This is a genomic window from Bacillus sp. FSL K6-1338, from assembly GCF_038006965.1.
Lineage (GTDB): Bacteria > Bacillota > Bacilli > Bacillales > Bacillaceae_G > Bacillus_A > Bacillus_A thuringiensis_S.
On the sequence record NZ_JBBOWI010000001.1, the window covers coordinates 3,132,248 to 3,147,689 of the forward strand.

The window sequence follows — 15,442 nt, forward strand, 5'->3', positions numbered from 1 at the left end:
ATGTATTATTATGTATTACTTACCTTTTTTCATAAATCTCAAACTCATGTACATCGTTTCATATAGTATATTTTGATTATACCAAATATACGTTCTGTTTTCTATTGTAGAATTTGTTATAATAGGAATGAAAGTAATTATGAACCTTTTTCTCGTTGTTAATTGTATACTCTCTGTAAAAAAATAGAAATATAATTTATAAATTTGTATAATAAAATAGTACGAGTGAAATTTTATTATAGAAAGGTTCTGGTAATATGTTAGGTATTCATGTTGAAAAAACAAAAGATGAATTAATTATTTCATGGCAATTCTCTAAAATTCATATTCCATTATGTGAAATCACTGAGGTAACGGAAGATAATACATATGCTGGTGTTGAAGAAAAAAGCGCAATCCGAATTGGAACAGCATATGGTACAACTGATCGTATTTTAATTAAGACAGCAAAGCAAAATTATTTATTATTCACTACTAATAGAGTATCCATTTTAAATAAAATAAAAGCTTAATTGTTTTTCTTCCTATATTTAAACGTTAAACATCTACTAGATGTATATGTAACAACCTCACCAGCGTTATTGTCTTCTAATTGGCGATCAAGATGTTCTCCCAAGGCTTTTCTCCCTTTTATTTCTTCTTCTCTTCCACGCTCTTGGCTCTTCCTTAAATTTTCAGTCCTAGCGTCCCAATCTTTACGCTCTAAAGGTTGTTTTGTTTCTTCACAATGACAATCATATCTAATATCATCTGCTGCCTTATAATCTCCTCGCGCTTTGGCTTCATCTATTTTCATTCGATAGTATTTTTCTCGTTCTGAAGTTAGTTTAATTTTGTTTGGGTTTGTATTACTACCTTCACCTGTCTCCTTAACCCCACCACTCTCCAAATTCGAGACCCTACTCTGAATACTCGCCTTTGAGGCATCATGGGCTTCTTGGAATTTTCCGCTATAGTTCGTTCCAGATCTAACGACACTTCCATCTGGCATTATTTCTACACCTTTAACGAATGGGGTTACGGAGTCCACACCTTTTGCTAATGTATTTTCAATTATATAATACTAATAATTTATGTTAGCCTGAATTCATAAAAAATAATTTCTAAAAATTTATAGCATGTCTATCTAATAAAAAAGCACTCGTTGCCTTTCGGAGACAATCAAGTGCTTTAAGTTCATGTATTTTTAAATAGCATAAATCTGTAAGTTTTTTAGTAACAGTACGACACCTTTTATATGTCATGACAACTACTACATTAAAACTTACGAGTTTCTATCAGTTCGTTAGTTTAATATGCATTCCATGTGTTTTGAAGTATGCACTTTTTAATAGCCTACTTTTTTTCCACTGCAAATACACTTTATTTTCTATTCATCTACATATATGATTGTTATCTTTAACCAAGTACCACATTTTTTAGCATTCTCATGTATAAAGTATAGTTTTAGCATTTATAAAGTTACTGTAACCCATTTCGTATATTTGCTTAATATCTTAAATTATTAATTACAACATACAAAAGCTGGTAATTAAGGATTCTTCAATCCATTAATAAAATCCTTAAAGCTATCAGCTATTTTATACGTATTTTCTTCTTCACTAGACTGTGGAAAATAAAAAGAGTGATCCCAATAATATACACCATGGTTTTCAGTATCTGTAATAAGTACAATTAACCCTGAATTCGGATCATCTCCTATGATTAAACTGGTCGGTAACATATCTTCTTCAAACTCTTCATAGCATTCACTTAAATCAAAAGTTTTTGTTACACCTATACCATACAAAACATCTAAAGGGATTTCCTGATTTAATTCTTTAACAAAAAATTTACTATACCTAACTTTCGAAGTCCCTCCGTTATATTCACTTAAAAATTTTTTATAATCTTCCGGAAGTAAAAATCCTAAAAACTCTTCTAATTCTTCAATTGATTCTTCAGTTGCTTTACCAAAAGCATTTAAATTCATTTATTTCACTCCTATTTAATCTTTTAACTTCTTAGCTAATGACATTCCACCCATATGTCGAAATCTTCTGTGTATCTCTTTACTAACTTCTTGCATTGTTGTTAAATCTTGATGATGGTGCCATGTGTTTTCATCTAATTTTGGTCCATTTGGAGCTAATTCATCAGCTTTAGCAAAATCAATGTCATATCTATTAAATTCACCTATCGGAACTTCTTGTCTTACCAACCCAGCAGATTTAAAGTTGGGAAAACCTCCAGGATAAGAAACTCGATTTGGAGGAATCTCCCAATCAATATAAGTCCATATTCCTTCCTCACTAATTTCGATTTTCCCACCTTTTTTCTGCCATTTTTCAGGATTTCTAGAATATAAGGGTTTAGTAGATAATTGTTCCTCTGTAAATTTCACTATTTCTGGATTTTTACCCGTACCCTTAGCAAGTTGATAAGCGTCATAGCTGCCGTACTTGCCTTTGAAAACTTTCCAGCTACTTCTCCAACAGTTGAAGATTCTATATAAGGAAGCTTCATTCCTATTCCAGTATCCACCGTCCTAACTGCTACTGGAATAGGAGTATTTTTCATAGCATCTAGTGTATTCTTTAAAGTGTTATTTTCCTTAAGCGATTGTACCACATTATTTCTACGCTAAAACGCAAAAAAGCACTCGTTGCCTTTAATTGACAATCAAGTGCTTTAAGTTCATATGTTTTTAAGTAGCATAAATTTGTAAGTTTTGTAGTAACAGTATGACACCTTTTATATGTGGTAACAACTACTACGTTAAAACTTACGAGTTTGTACAAGTTCGTTAGTTTAATATATATTCCATGTGTCTATATTCAGCACCCAGTAAAATGTCATCTCGCCAAAGCTCGTACTTCTTTTTCTTTTCTATCATTGTACATAGTACTCCATGATGGTACAACCATCATGGAGTTTACTCTTCAAAATAGCCATTTCTTTTTCTACCCACTTCTCATATATGCTTATGCATGTTTACGTTAAACCACTATAAACTTTTATCATATATGGTATTGCACTCAATTTTTTGTATCTTCAAGATTTTTAAGATGCTTTTCTAAGTATTTTTTCCCTGAATTACTTTTAGGCATAAGACCAAGATGTTCATATTCCCAAATAATCATTCTCTCGTGGGAATTTTCATCTGAAAGGTCATCATAATTAAAGTCAATATTAAACTTTCCTGTATTATCAAAAATCATAGTGAAATTTGTCCAAGCTTCTTGATCATTATCAATAAACTCTTTCTTCCTTCTCTTAATACAATCTAACAAACGATGCCACTTCTTAAAATATTCTTCTTCTGGGACATTAAAGAGTTCAAAAATACTATGACTGTAAATAGGAGTACTATTCTCTTCAGGGTAGTAATAAAAATATGATTCTTGAGCACCTTCCCCAACCTCACCATACAGGTAAACCTTAAACCACTTCTCTGGAATTGTATCAATTACAACCTCTGCTATTTCATTGTATAACTTGCTTAATTTTTCATCATTCATCTAATTTTCCTCCTGGTACATTATCAAAATTCTTTAATCTCCATCTATCTTCATCACCAATTTTATATCTAATAACAAAACTGTCTGGACGTTTTGAATTCCCGCTATAATTCGGCGTTATTTTCACCCTAACTTTATCACCATCATTAAGAGCATTAGCCCATTCATTCTCTAGTTTTTTCCATTCTCCTCTGTTTAAGTTACTATTCATTGGAACTATATTATCCATATTACCAGAGCCTTTAAATATAGTTGCAATTAAATGTCCGCCGTCATCATCATCCAAACGGTCATTCCCACCTACCACTCTCTGAGCGTAGTTATTCCGCTTACCATCACCTAATTGAAGGCTACCCTCGCAACTTGCAACACGCCCTTGACTATCTGTTGTATATGTATATCCTTCTTTACTTGTATACTCAACATTTGGCTTTAATATCTTTTTACGTTTTTCCCTAGCATATTGTTCTCCATAGTTTACTTTTACAGGTCCTTCACCCGTACCCTTAACCCCACCACTCTCCAAATTCGAGATCCTACTCTGAATACTCGCCTTTGAGGCATCATGGGCTTCTTGGAATTTTCCGCTATAGTTCGTTCCAGATCTAACGACACTTCCATCTGGCATTATTTCTACACCTTTAGCGAATGGGGTTACGGAGTCCACACCTTTTGCTAGTTTAATTTCAATTATATAATACTTGTAATTTTTGTTAGCCTGAATTCATAAAAAATAATTTCTAAAAATTTACAGCATGTTTATCTATTAAAAAAGCACTCGTTGCCTCAAGTAGACAATAAAGTGCTTTAACTTCATATGTTCTATAAGTAACATTAATCCGTCACTATTCTTCTTTCAATAGTCCAACTAAAGCTAGTTAATTTGGATATTTTACATATTTACTCGCTAATAATACATTCCTTAATTTAACAAAAAAATATTTTAAGATTTATTTTGCTCTTCATATTCTTTCATCTCTTCGAATTTTCTTCGCTCATTTTCATTACTAGGTTTCTTCCCTAAATATTTATATTCAAAATAATCCACTCGGTCATTCGGTCCAAAAGTAGATTGATACCATTTAGTATACCCATAATGAATTTTTACTTTCCCCTCAGATGTCACAATCATATCAAAAGAATACCAAGGTTCCTGATTATTTTTTATAAATATTTCCTGTAACTCTACACTTAAATGAAATAATTCATCATATGTCTTATCATATTCTTTTTCACTCACATTAAATACATCTGGTATATCATGGGAATATATATATTCATCCGATCTATCTGGGGTATTGAAAAAGAATAATACCCCACCCTCTTGGTTATAAATCTCTGCATTAAAATAAAAGATATCCCATTCTACGGGAATTGTATCATTTATTTTTTGCGCTATATTTTGATAGATTTTATTTAATTCTAATTCGAACACTTTTACATCAACCTCCTGTTTTATTAAGTATTTCACGTATTACCTTACGTTGGCCTTCAATTTGGTATTTTATTTTAAATGAGTTTGGTCTTAGCGATGAACCTAAGTATACTGGTTCAATTTTTACTGATACTTTTTTAGGAGGCTTCCCACCTAATGCATTAGCCCATTCTTTCTCCATATTATACCATTCTCCACCCGAACGATTAATTTGTTTATTTTGAGCGATTAAATTATCAATATCACCGGATCCATGGAATTGCGTCCCTATCAAGTGCCCACCATCATCATCAGGCAATCTATCTTCTCTTCCTGCAGCCACTTGCATTCCTGTGTTTCGTTTTCCTTTTTGAAGTATTAATCCTTCCGCCTCAACATCTACTATTCTACCAAGCTCATCTGTTGTATATTTATAACCATCCTCAGTGATATAACGTACGTTTGGCGCAAGTTCTTTCCTTCCATTTTTTCCTTTAACAATGTGCTTCCCAAGATCTTTCTCTTTTATTTCAGTTATCTTAGGAGTCTCACCCGTACCCTATGTTGTAATCTTAAACCCTCACAATAAAAAAGCAAACCATGTAAAACCTTATTAAACTACTTCTTTTTCTTCCACTACCGGCAATTCATAAGCTGTTTTATATTTCATCATGCCATATACAATGTTTACAAGCCTTCTCATAATACATACCAATGCTTGTCCTTTTGTTTTTCCTTCTTTAAGCTTCTTTTGATAGTACGCATGAAACACTGGATTTCGTGGCATCTTACTCCCTTTTGCTACTTGCACTTGCTGTACTGCTAAATTATAAAATAAAGCGTGTAGCGCCCTGTTTCCTTGTTTGCTTTTGTGTGTCTTACCTTTCCCACCAGAACCAAAGTAAACAGGTGCAATCCCCGCAAATCGTGCTAATTTATTGGCATTTGAAAATCGCCTTACATCCCCAATTTCTGCAATTAATGCCGATGCCGTCACAAGTTCTATTCCCGGCATCGTCTCTAATTGATAATCTAGTAGTTTTACTAGCTGGTTTAATTCTCTTTCGATGTATTTCATTTCCTTCTTTTTAAACTCAATGTCCCTTACAATACTTCTTACTAAAAAATCTCGCGTTTCCTGATACTCTTTCATTGTTTGTCCATCTTCTTTTACAAGTTTTAATATTTCGCTTGCTTTCTTTACTGAACATGTATTGTTGCTAACATCTAATAAAAAAGCTGTTAATTGCTTTATATTAGCCCCCTCTAAACAAGAGGGTGACGGATATTGCTGCCAAAATGCTAATGCTGTTTTTCCATCTAACTCTGAGAAAAACTTTTTATAGCTTGGATAATGATGGTTTAATTGAATATGTAGTTGGTTCTTTAATGCACTTTGTGCTTTTACTAATGCATTCCTTCTTGAAACTAGTTGTTGTATCGACCAAAATAAATCGTTTGGCTTTGCATCTGGTAATTGATTTAACTTATTTATTAGTATACGGGCTACGCATTCCGCATCCCAACTATCATTTTTTTGTATCATCACTTGGCTCTTTCGTTCTAAAAATGATAAAGCTGGATTTACTTCTTTCACTACTTGTTCATGATCTACTAAATATTTCGCTAATGCTCTTCCATAACCGCCAACATCCTCTAAACCAAATACAACTGATAAACCATCACTCACATATGTCTCTACTTCTAATAAAAACTTCGAAAATGCAGATGGTTTATTCTCAAATTGTATTTCTCCTAATTTCTCTTGCCAACAATTAATAATAACAGCCGTATGATACTCCTTATGTAAATCTACTCCTACATACAAATAGTTCTGTCTATTATGCATAACTCATCCCTCTATTCAATGATTTAGTCATATACAAAAATGTCGGCAACCTTAGTTCGAGCGTTCATCTTTCGATGCGCATAGGTACGCAAGCCTATCCATTTTTCATCTCTTTAGTAGTATGTATAGTAAAATGAGCTAATTTTTTAAGTGAGTTTATAAAATAATTGCTGCATGTTGTCCTTTTGTTTGTATTTTCCCGTATTTATACATGCCACGATAAAAATTCTCTCTATCTAACATGCGTTTCACTTGTACTTTCGTAAATTGTTTACCTTTCGCTGTGCAGTAGCCTTCTACATTCAATTGTTCTGCCAATTGGGTAAGTGACCAATGTTTAAAAATGTGTCTTAACTCAAATAGTCTACGTACAACTACTGCTTTCCCAGCATCTACTTCTAACACCTTTTGTCCTTTTTTGGCCTTGTAGCCAAAAAGTACGCCACCACCTGCATATCCACCTCGTTCAGCCTTCTTCTTTCTACCTCTACTTAACTTCAATGCAATTTCAAGTCTTTGATATTGGTCTAATAGTTCTAACATGCCATTCACCAAAAAGTCATTTGGATCATGTGTGTAAATACTATAGCTTGATTGTTCAATTGCCTTCACATCTACTTCATGTTTCTTTAGTTCTCGTTGTATCAATACTTTCGCCATATCAGAGCGCCACAATCGTGATGTATTCAACACAACAACATAGCTTACTTGTTTATACGCCATATCGGACAATAGCTCTTGTAGTCCATCACGTTCAACTGTTAATCCCTCTTCATCAACAGTCGCTCCGCTTAATCCTCTATCTTCATACACACGAAGTAGTTCTAAATTATTTTCGTTACAGTAACGTTCAATCTCTTCTATTTGATACGCTAAACTATACCCATCACGTACTTGTCCTTCCGTTGAAACTCGTATGTAACCAACTACTTTCTTTCCCCTCATAAATCCCCTCCCGTTACAGTAATTTGAGTCCCTGTAACGTTTATCCGTTTTTTTGCGGATAACGTGTTCGTAACGTAAATCCGTTAAAACGTACTTTACGATGACTTCAAAACATAATACAACCCTTTATTTTTACAATAGTTTTTTCTCTAGTAGTGTCGTACACTGTACAAAGCCACTACAGTTTATAAAATTTAACACTTAATACATTTATAAAATTATACGTTTACCAACTTATTTCTACTCTAAAATGCAAAAAAGCACTTGTTGCCATAATTGACAATCAAGCGCTTTAAGTTCATCTGTTTTTAAGTAGCTTTAATTTATAAGTTTTATAATAATAGTATGACACCTTATATATATCGTGACAAATATTAATTTAAAACTAACGAGCTTGTACGAGTTCGTTAATTTTATGTCTCTTCCATGCGTTTATATTCATCTTTCGGTAAAATGTCATCTCACCTAAGCTCGCACCTCGTTTTCTGTTCTATCATTGTACGTAATACTCCATGATGGTACAACCATCATGGGTCTCTACTTTTAAACCACTTATTGTTTTTCTTTCCACTACAAATATACTTTATTTTTTATCTGGTGAATATACAATTATTCTCCCTTGTGGATATTCACCTTCCCATCCACAAGGCCATCCCCCAAGCTTATAAACCTCAAAGATTCTTTCATAAAAATTATCAACTTTTCCATTTACTAAACGATTTAGTGCACACATATGTAAATCTCCAATTATTTCTTCAAAAATATCAATATATTGTAATACAAAATCACCTGGATAGTTCTCAGATGATTGAATAATCTCCCTTATAGGACGCTCCATAGAGTTTAAATCATGCTCATATAATTGTCCTATTATTTCCCCACCTTCTGAGGATTTAATATCTTCCCAAACGTTTTCAACCTCATCCAAATCTTGAGACCATGCCAATTCTTGTGCTCTTTCATACTCATTAACCATAACAACATCACGATTTAGAAGGTTTTCATTATGAAAAAGTTGTAAATTTGTAATAAAATTAATAACCTCTTCGACTAATTGAGTGTTTTTTCCGTACTTCATTTATTTATCCACCTTTCCCAAAGTTCTTCAGTAGCACCGCCACCTCTTTGCCAAATCTTTATTTCTTCATTTAATTTTGTTTTGTAAAACTTCTCAATACCAATTTCTAATACCTTTGATTTGTATAATGGCAAGCCACTTTCTGTACCTTTTTTTAATTTTTGTTGCAATTCAAATACTTGTTGTTCCAACTCCTTAATACTTTGATTGATATTTAATTTATCTAACTGATCTTTAACCACATTATTATATACACTATGAAATCCTCTATGCCTAGACAAAGCACTTGGATCTTTTGCTGGTATCGGTAAAAATATCCCGTTATCAGCATGATCCATATCCATTCCAATTTTCTTTAATACCGGATGATTTCTTAAATTTTTAGGTATTATATGTTGCGCCTGATATCCTTTCCGTGATGCAGAACGTGGAAGCCCCATGGATTCCAATAAATTTTGCCCTAATTTTGTAGAACTACCTCCTGTAACCTTTCCAGGGGTACCTGGAATAAGTCTAGTAGCTTCACCCGTACCCTTAACCCCTCCACTACCCTTAGCAAGTTGATAAGCATCATCCTTAGCTGCCGTACTTGCCTTTGAAAACTTTCCGGCTACTTCTCCAACAGTTGAAGATTCTATATAAGGAAGCTTCATTCCTATTCCAGTATCCACCGTCCTAACTGCTACTGGAATAGGAGTATTTTTCATAGCATCTAGTGCATTTTTTAAAGTCTTATTTTCCTTAAGCGATTGTACCACATTTTTACCCAAATTTGGATTAAAACCAGGCATTCCTTCTTTGAATTTTAATAATTTGGCTAAATCAGCTAATTCACTCGTGCCTTTGAATCCTTTTACTCCTTTTCCTACTGCTCCAACAACTGGGATTGCATCTAATCCGCCAAAAATGATGTTTCCTACCCGCTCTTCTTGGCTCAATTTCCTATGTGTTCCCCAGTCTTCTCCGTCGATACCGCTTTTTATTTGTACACCTCCGTATACTACTGCGGCAGCGGCCCCGAGTGGTGGACAAAGGATTGTTGTGATGATGATTCCTACGCCTATTCCTATGTCTCGCACCATTTCTAGTTTTTTCTGTTCATCTTCTATCGATTTGTATTCAAATCCTCGTGTGGATGGGACTACTTTCTTGTATTCTTCATAATTTAATTTTGCATCTGGATTTTGTTTTTTTAGTTCTTTGTATTCTGCCCTAAGTACGTTATCAAATGCAGGAGAATCTCTAAAAATATCTTCTACTGTTATTTTATCTTTCTTCTTCTGTATTGTTTGTGGTACACTTCCGTAGCCTGCATGCGCACCTGGTAATACTGTCGTTGTTGTGGAGCCAATTCGGTTATTTGTTTCAAAACTGAGAATAGATGTATCTCTCACTTTTTGAGCGAATTTATCCATTTCTACTAAAAAAGGTTTATCTATATGTTCAGAGACTAATCGCCCTGCTTCTCCGCAATATTTTTGTAATGTCGTATAACTATCAAGTAATTCCCCGATTTTTTGCGATTGATCTTTAGGATTAAAATGTATACTACCATCCGAGTCTAAATCTCGTATTCTTCCATCAATTCTTTTTAATGATTCATTTGCTTCCCGTAATTTCATGAGTGCATCTTTTGTAATTCGATTCATACCATCTCCCATGTTTTGCCATGGTTCAGGTCTATATTTCACATCCATCTCGTTTTCATCCCCCCAGCCGTATGGTGATTTCTACAACTTACTTAATATTTCACGTAATTGTTCGTCCTTTTCAAGCATTTCTACACATACATTCCCTACAACTGTCGCTGACCTAGAATAGTGTTCAGCCAATTCTAGTGTTTTGTGTAATATATCAGGATATTTTTCAATTACTCTCATCGCTTCACCTTTTTGATAAAAATCACAGCTTAATAAACTCTCAATATTCGTTCCAATGACGTCTACATGGATTTTATATATATTTTCTAACTTCATTACTATATCTAGTAGTTCTTGAAAATTAACTAATACTTCTTCTCCACCACCAGAACCACTATCTCCCATTGATACTTGCATTATTGAATACCTCCTAACGAGAATTGTCTCGGGTCAATTAACTTTTTATATGGCATTTTTAACACGTCATACAATTTCTTATTAACCGCATAGAGGCTCACCCAGTCATATCGATTACGATCTACATCTATTTGAACGAAATCTTCTCCTTCAGTGAAATATAAGAAACATTCCCATTTTCCTCCTCTATTACTTCGAGGCCTCGTATACGTTTCTATCGCTATAACGTCTTTATTTGATAAATCTTTTTCCTCAAATGTTTGTTGTTCTGCCTCTGTCATTCTCTTTGAGAAAAATGTATCTTCTATTTCTCTCGGTTCTCTCAATAAGAAGGGTATGCGTGTTAATAATGAAAAATATACGTCCGGTTTTGGTATGTAGTCGATCTCGTATTTTTTATTTGGTTCTATTTCTGTTAATACAGCCACTCGGTCTTTATCCTCTTTTAAAAAGCCAATTAATACATTATTCATTCTCGTGTATTCATGACAATTTTCATATTCCTTTAATAGTTCAATTATTTGAAAAGCTGCAGGGGTAATTCCATTTTCACTTGTAAGTAGGCCTTTTTCTTTTAAACTCGTAGTTGCTTTCGTGACACATTCTGCATCAAGTAAAATAATTGCGTCACGGTTTGGCAATCCAAATATATCGGTAACCCCAGCTGCACCTGCGAGAACATATAATTCAGCAGGTGCAAAACTCATTTCTTTCCCCATTCTTTTATCCCTCGTTTCTCCATCACAATTGTTTTATCGCCCTTACTTCCGATCTATCTCCGTACGTTTGAATGCTTTTATCTAACTCTTTCAAAGCTTTCGTATGCCCTTCAAATGCCTCTACCATTTCTGAATTATATTGAATGATCAAATCAAGGTAACTTAAAAAAGCATCTCGCGTTTTTCCATTCCATTTCGCACCTGTGACATATGCTTTTAAGTCTTTCGCTTGGTTTAAAGAATCCTTCATACCATTTTCAATGTTTTGTGCGTAAGAAATGGCACTTGCAGTGTTACTTCCTATAATTTCAACCTCTTTACCACTCATGTTCGTTCCCTCCATTCTTTGTATGCTTAATGGATAAAGTTTTCAAATTCCTTTTTCTTTTCTTCAAAAGCCTTGGTCGCTGCAGCGTATGCTGACGCTTTCTCCGATTCTGCTTTCGCTTTATATTCCAAATACTTTGCATAAGCTGTACTTTTTGCAGATCCAATATCGCTTAATGCACTTTTAAAATAGGATAATACTGTATTTAAGTCTTCATCCTTTTCATGACGTTTTTGTTCAAATTCAACTGCCGGAATTTTATTAGCTTCTAAACCATTACTTTTACTCTCATACTCTCTCTTCGCTGATTCAGCCTCTTGAATGAATTGCTTTAACTCTCTTTCTTTATCTTTTAAATAATCATGTAAATCATCATACCGATCTCGTTTCCTCGCACTTTCTGTAAAACCAGACGCATTTAAAAAAGCATTGTACAATTCATCTAACATCTTTCTCCCCCTTTAGCACAATAACTATGTAGTTAAATTCGTATATTTAAACATGAATATTCATTACATTAAGAATTAACAAATAATTATTTTTACATATTGCTATTTTATCAAAGGGATTTTAACATTTCCATATTTTATGAATGGCTTTCGCATTTTTCTTCAATAAAGTGAAACTTTAATCAATATGACTATGTATTTATGTGCAGAAATAATAAAAAACACTGCCAGGCGCAGTGTTTTTTATTACTACCTTTTATCCAATTCATTCGTATTAAATCCTTGCTTGAGAGTAAGACCAGTTCTTTCTTATTTCATCAACAACTATTTCTGGATAATCCCAATGAAGCGTACGAGTAGACTCCCTGATTCGTTATACTATTCCTTTGGCTGTTTTGTTTCTATATTCATTCCAATATTTTGGCTCAGTCGCTCTTAAAAGAACGATAGAAAAAGGATCTGATATGAATATCAGATCCTTAACTTTAATTTCTTAATACATACATCTTTTTACACGATAACTGGTTCATACGTGCTCAAATTATCATACTCAGTTTTTACAATACTAGGCGGAAGGTTAACACATCCTCAGATTCACCTTTTCCTGTAGCAGTGCATAATGTTTAATAAAATTAAAGCATATTTTTACTTACCAGACTTAATTTTTTCGTTATATTCTTCTAAAGTTAACCCTTTTTCTTTTAGATAAACAGCAACTTCTTTTCCTACATAACGATAGTGCCATGGCTCATACTTAATGCCAGTAATATTCTCTTTATCTTTTGGATAGCGGAGAGTAAATCCATACTCTGCAGCATTCTTATCTAACCATTTGAATGCATCGGTAGTTTCAAATTTTGCATTTAAATCTTCTACAGTATTCTGCCATTCAACTGAAATAATGTCTAACGCTAATCCAGTATGATGTTCACTTGCACCAGGATACTGAAGATATTCCAACGCCTTAGCACTAGCCTCTTTATCCGACAAGCCTTGAGATTTATAGCTTTTAACTGAAGCATCATAATAGGTTTGTTGTAATTTTATAGCTCGATAACCTGATCTTAAATAAAGATTGATTCCCTCTTTTTTTGCAGCTGCTACCATATCCTGATAGGAAGTTGCAATTCTACTATCTATTTTCATATTCGGCTTAGCATTTTGGGTAATACTTGTTAATTCAATTCCTAGTTCCTTTGATAACATATGCTCTCTATTTACAAGGATAATTCTCCAATCATTAGGATCAGAGATAGATAAAACATCTTTTTTATTCGCATGTATCTCTTTTTTATTTTTATCGTTATTATTAGTAGTTTCCTGAGATGTTTGCTTTCCACTACAAGCAGCAAGACTCCATCCCATTGCCAATACCAATGCTAAAATTATAAATTTTTTAATTGTATCTCATTCCCTTTTTGTTTATTAGTCTTTATACCAATTTCCCAACACGTCTCTAGGAATCTCCTTAAAATCCTTCAAAGAAACGGGGCCGACAAATTTTTTAATTCCATGTTTTTTAGAATCTTCATCCGAATAATCTTTTAAAAATTGAATTTTAAATTGTTTCTTACCATCAGCGTAGTCGGTTACTGTCGGTACGATTGCCGCTTGTCGTATACCAAAAGTTTTATCTTCATACTTAACAAATTGTACATAAGATAATCCTCCAACCAATGTTTCTAATTTTTCTTGCGCAGAAATAAGATTTCCAAGAGAATAATAGATTAGCGTTTCATGTCCCTCTTTATTTTGTTTCCACTCAATTGGTTGAATTACATGTGGATGATTTCCAATTACTACATCTACACCTAAATCTGTTAAATATTGAGCAACTTCTTTTTGTTGCTTTGAAGGTGTTGAGGTATATTCTACTCCCCAATGCACCATAACAATCACCATATCAGAGCTACTCTTTGCCTTTTCCACATCATTTTGTATCGCTTTTTTATCAATTAAATTTAAAGCCCAAGACTTATCAGCCGGAATTTTAATTCCATTCGTACCATATGTATAATTTAGTAACGCAAAGCGAATACCATTTTTTGTAATCGTTTTTATTTCATTACGCTCGTTTTGACTCTCATTCATGCCTACTGGGATAACATCCGGATATTTCTTCCAGTATTCTCTTGTATTCGCAACACCTTTAATACCCATATCCATAGCATGATTTGTCGCTTGAGTCACTATATTGAATCCAGTGTCCACTAAAGATTGTCCTACTTCTTCAGGTGTATTGAAAGTCGGATATCCCTTTACTTTTAGATTATTTCCTGCAATTGGAGTCTCCTGGTTCACGATAGCAAGATCACTTGATTTAACAGCTTTTTTGATATTTTCATAAATATAATTATAATCATATGAACCGTCTTTTTGTTTGCCATCTTTAATTACTGCGTCATGATATAAATTATCACCCGTTGCTATTAAATTCACAACCGATTTTACTTTTTTATCTTCCGTAAAATTAGGAGACTGTTGGATAGGACTCTTCTCTACCCAATTTGGTGCTTTTAATGATGTATCTATATTAGATTCAGCCGGTGGTAATGAAGCTTTAGATGTCTTAACATCTGTATTACCACAAGCAGTTAAAAGCACTAAAAAAATAAGACATAATAAAAAAAACTTTTTACTTCTCTGTAAAGTATCTAACATGTGATCCTCTTTTCTGTTTTATTACTTATAACCAGTTCTAACAAATCATTCTTTAAAACAACGTATTTTGGTTTTACCCTTAATTATGGAAGGACACTCTGTTACATTTACTTCGGAATATACAGATAATCATTTTCCATTCTCTAGCAATCTATCAATTCCATCAGAATTGATAGATTGCTAGAAAAACATGATCCATCAGGATGTCGACTAGTTTCATATACCTACCTGTTCCAATTGCAGTAACTCGTTTAATCTAAACAAGATAGAAGAATAGTTCATATAGCCTCTTCTCTTGCTTTACGTTTGTGAGTGGCTCCAAAAAGAGGGGATCGTTGCTGTACCCCCTTTAAATATTATGGAATCATTGTAACTAATTTCTTTACGTTAAGCGACAAACATTATACCGATAACGATAAGTAAGACCCAAGAACTTATTTTA

At 33.5% G+C, this 15,442-nt stretch carries 17 protein-coding genes and 2 pseudogenes; 1 reads left to right on the forward strand and 18 read right to left on the reverse strand.

The annotated features are described in order from the left end of the window. The first annotated feature begins 257 nt into the window (after positions 1–257). Positions 258–512, forward strand: coding sequence for a SunI/YnzG family protein (locus NZ044_RS16070; RefSeq protein WP_000900618.1), 255 nt, complete (start codon positions 258–260; stop codon positions 510–512). Positions 513–547: 35 nt separating this feature from the next. Here the strand turns inward: NZ044_RS16070 and NZ044_RS16075 are convergent. From NZ044_RS16075 to NZ044_RS16160, 18 genes and pseudogenes are all read right to left on the reverse strand, one after another. Next, a pseudogene (locus NZ044_RS16075) lies at positions 548–1,030 on the reverse strand (ADP-ribosyltransferase); the annotation flags it as partial. Between the two features lie 501 nt (positions 1,031–1,531). Then, on the reverse strand, positions 1,532–1,972 hold the full coding sequence (locus NZ044_RS16080; RefSeq protein ID WP_001052205.1) for an SMI1/KNR4 family protein: 441 nt from the start codon (positions 1,970–1,972) through the stop codon (positions 1,532–1,534). A 15-nt stretch (positions 1,973–1,987) separates the two neighbouring features. After that, positions 1,988–2,383, reverse strand: coding sequence for an HNH endonuclease (locus NZ044_RS16085; protein ID WP_000673073.1), 396 nt, complete (start codon positions 2,381–2,383; stop codon positions 1,988–1,990). A 12-nt stretch (positions 2,384–2,395) separates the two neighbouring features. After that, a pseudogene (locus NZ044_RS16090) lies at positions 2,396–2,613 on the reverse strand (DNA/RNA non-specific endonuclease); the annotation flags it as partial. Between the two features lie 404 nt (positions 2,614–3,017). Further along, on the reverse strand, positions 3,018–3,500 hold the full coding sequence (locus tag NZ044_RS16095; protein ID WP_000997351.1) for an antitoxin YezG family protein: 483 nt from the start codon (positions 3,498–3,500) through the stop codon (positions 3,018–3,020). After that, positions 3,493–4,167: a DNA/RNA non-specific endonuclease gene (locus NZ044_RS16100; protein WP_340949857.1), complete on the reverse strand. Its 675-nt coding sequence runs from the start codon at positions 4,165–4,167 to the stop codon at positions 3,493–3,495. The genes NZ044_RS16095 and NZ044_RS16100 overlap by 8 nt, the downstream gene beginning before the upstream one ends. A 276-nt stretch (positions 4,168–4,443) precedes the next feature. Next, the gene (locus NZ044_RS16105) at positions 4,444–4,935 is read right to left on the reverse strand and encodes an immunity protein YezG family protein (protein WP_000462360.1); all 492 of its coding nucleotides are present in this window, start codon (positions 4,933–4,935) and stop codon (positions 4,444–4,446) included. Positions 4,936–4,942: 7 nt separating this feature from the next. After that, positions 4,943–5,452, reverse strand: a complete 510-nt coding sequence (locus NZ044_RS16110; RefSeq protein ID WP_079997227.1) for a DNA/RNA non-specific endonuclease — start codon at positions 5,450–5,452, stop codon at positions 4,943–4,945. A 75-nt stretch (positions 5,453–5,527) separates the two neighbouring features. Further along, positions 5,528–6,763 carry an IS110 family transposase gene (locus NZ044_RS16115; RefSeq protein WP_000551904.1) on the reverse strand — a complete coding sequence of 412 codons (1,236 nt, stop codon included), beginning with the start codon at positions 6,761–6,763 and terminating at the stop codon, positions 5,528–5,530. A 156-nt stretch (positions 6,764–6,919) separates the two neighbouring features. After that, positions 6,920–7,708 carry a recombinase family protein gene (locus tag NZ044_RS16120; protein ID WP_098506647.1) on the reverse strand — a complete coding sequence of 263 codons (789 nt, stop codon included), beginning with the start codon at positions 7,706–7,708 and terminating at the stop codon, positions 6,920–6,922. Positions 7,709–8,291: 583 nt separating this feature from the next. Continuing rightward, the gene (locus NZ044_RS16125) at positions 8,292–8,786 is read right to left on the reverse strand and encodes a hypothetical protein (RefSeq protein ID WP_000873545.1); all 495 of its coding nucleotides are present in this window, start codon (positions 8,784–8,786) and stop codon (positions 8,292–8,294) included. Next, the gene (locus tag NZ044_RS16130; protein WP_098506648.1) at positions 8,783–10,483 is read right to left on the reverse strand and encodes an AHH domain-containing protein; all 1,701 of its coding nucleotides are present in this window, start codon (positions 10,481–10,483) and stop codon (positions 8,783–8,785) included. The genes NZ044_RS16125 and NZ044_RS16130 overlap by 4 nt, the downstream gene beginning before the upstream one ends. 33 nt (positions 10,484–10,516) lie before the next feature. Further along, on the reverse strand, positions 10,517–10,843 hold the full coding sequence (locus NZ044_RS16135) for a hypothetical protein (protein WP_001198201.1): 327 nt from the start codon (positions 10,841–10,843) through the stop codon (positions 10,517–10,519). After that, positions 10,843–11,562 (reverse strand): DUF5081 family protein, encoded by a 720-nt coding sequence (locus NZ044_RS16140; RefSeq protein ID WP_000514121.1) that lies wholly within the window; start codon positions 11,560–11,562, stop codon positions 10,843–10,845. The genes NZ044_RS16135 and NZ044_RS16140 overlap by 1 nt, the downstream gene beginning before the upstream one ends. 22 nt (positions 11,563–11,584) lie before the next feature. Further along, on the reverse strand, positions 11,585–11,890 hold the full coding sequence (locus tag NZ044_RS16145; protein WP_000014538.1) for a WXG100 family type VII secretion target: 306 nt from the start codon (positions 11,888–11,890) through the stop codon (positions 11,585–11,587). Between the two features lie 26 nt (positions 11,891–11,916). Beyond that, a complete protein-coding gene (locus tag NZ044_RS16150; protein WP_000883462.1) occupies positions 11,917–12,339 on the reverse strand; it encodes a hypothetical protein in 423 nt (140 codons plus the stop codon). Positions 12,340–12,984: 645 nt separating this feature from the next. Further along, positions 12,985–13,716 carry a M15 family metallopeptidase gene (locus NZ044_RS16155; RefSeq protein ID WP_098506649.1) on the reverse strand — a complete coding sequence of 244 codons (732 nt, stop codon included), beginning with the start codon at positions 13,714–13,716 and terminating at the stop codon, positions 12,985–12,987. Between the two features lie 48 nt (positions 13,717–13,764). Next, positions 13,765–15,000 (reverse strand): CapA family protein, encoded by a 1,236-nt coding sequence (locus tag NZ044_RS16160; RefSeq protein WP_098506650.1) that lies wholly within the window; start codon positions 14,998–15,000, stop codon positions 13,765–13,767. Positions 15,001–15,442 lie beyond the last annotated feature (442 nt).

What these genes read in the sequence shown, in the direction of transcription:
- NZ044_RS16070 (WP_000900618.1), top strand. Translation starts at nt 258, where the DNA reads ATGTTAGGTATTCATGTTGAAAAAACAAAAGATGAATTAATTATTTCA.
- NZ044_RS16125 (WP_000873545.1), bottom strand. Translation starts at nt 8,786, where the DNA reads ATGAAGTACGGAAAAAACACTCAATTAGTCGAAGAGGTTATTAATTTT.
- NZ044_RS16150 (WP_000883462.1), bottom strand. Translation starts at nt 12,339, where the DNA reads ATGTTAGATGAATTGTACAATGCTTTTTTAAATGCGTCTGGTTTTACA.
- NZ044_RS16080 (WP_001052205.1), bottom strand. Translation starts at nt 1,972, where the DNA reads ATGAATTTAAATGCTTTTGGTAAAGCAACTGAAGAATCAATTGAAGAA.
- NZ044_RS16135 (WP_001198201.1), bottom strand. Translation starts at nt 10,843, where the DNA reads ATGCAAGTATCAATGGGAGATAGTGGTTCTGGTGGTGGAGAAGAAGTA.
- NZ044_RS16115 (WP_000551904.1), bottom strand. Translation starts at nt 6,763, where the DNA reads ATGCATAATAGACAGAACTATTTGTATGTAGGAGTAGATTTACATAAG.
- NZ044_RS16120 (WP_098506647.1), bottom strand. Translation starts at nt 7,708, where the DNA reads ATGAGGGGAAAGAAAGTAGTTGGTTACATACGAGTTTCAACGGAAGGA.
- NZ044_RS16095 (WP_000997351.1), bottom strand. Translation starts at nt 3,500, where the DNA reads ATGAATGATGAAAAATTAAGCAAGTTATACAATGAAATAGCAGAGGTT.
- NZ044_RS16130 (WP_098506648.1), bottom strand. Translation starts at nt 10,483, where the DNA reads ATGGATGTGAAATATAGACCTGAACCATGGCAAAACATGGGAGATGGT.
- NZ044_RS16160 (WP_098506650.1), bottom strand. Translation starts at nt 15,000, where the DNA reads ATGTTAGATACTTTACAGAGAAGTAAAAAGTTTTTTTTATTATGTCTT.
- NZ044_RS16145 (WP_000014538.1), bottom strand. Translation starts at nt 11,890, where the DNA reads ATGAGTGGTAAAGAGGTTGAAATTATAGGAAGTAACACTGCAAGTGCC.
- NZ044_RS16140 (WP_000514121.1), bottom strand. Translation starts at nt 11,562, where the DNA reads ATGGGGAAAGAAATGAGTTTTGCACCTGCTGAATTATATGTTCTCGCA.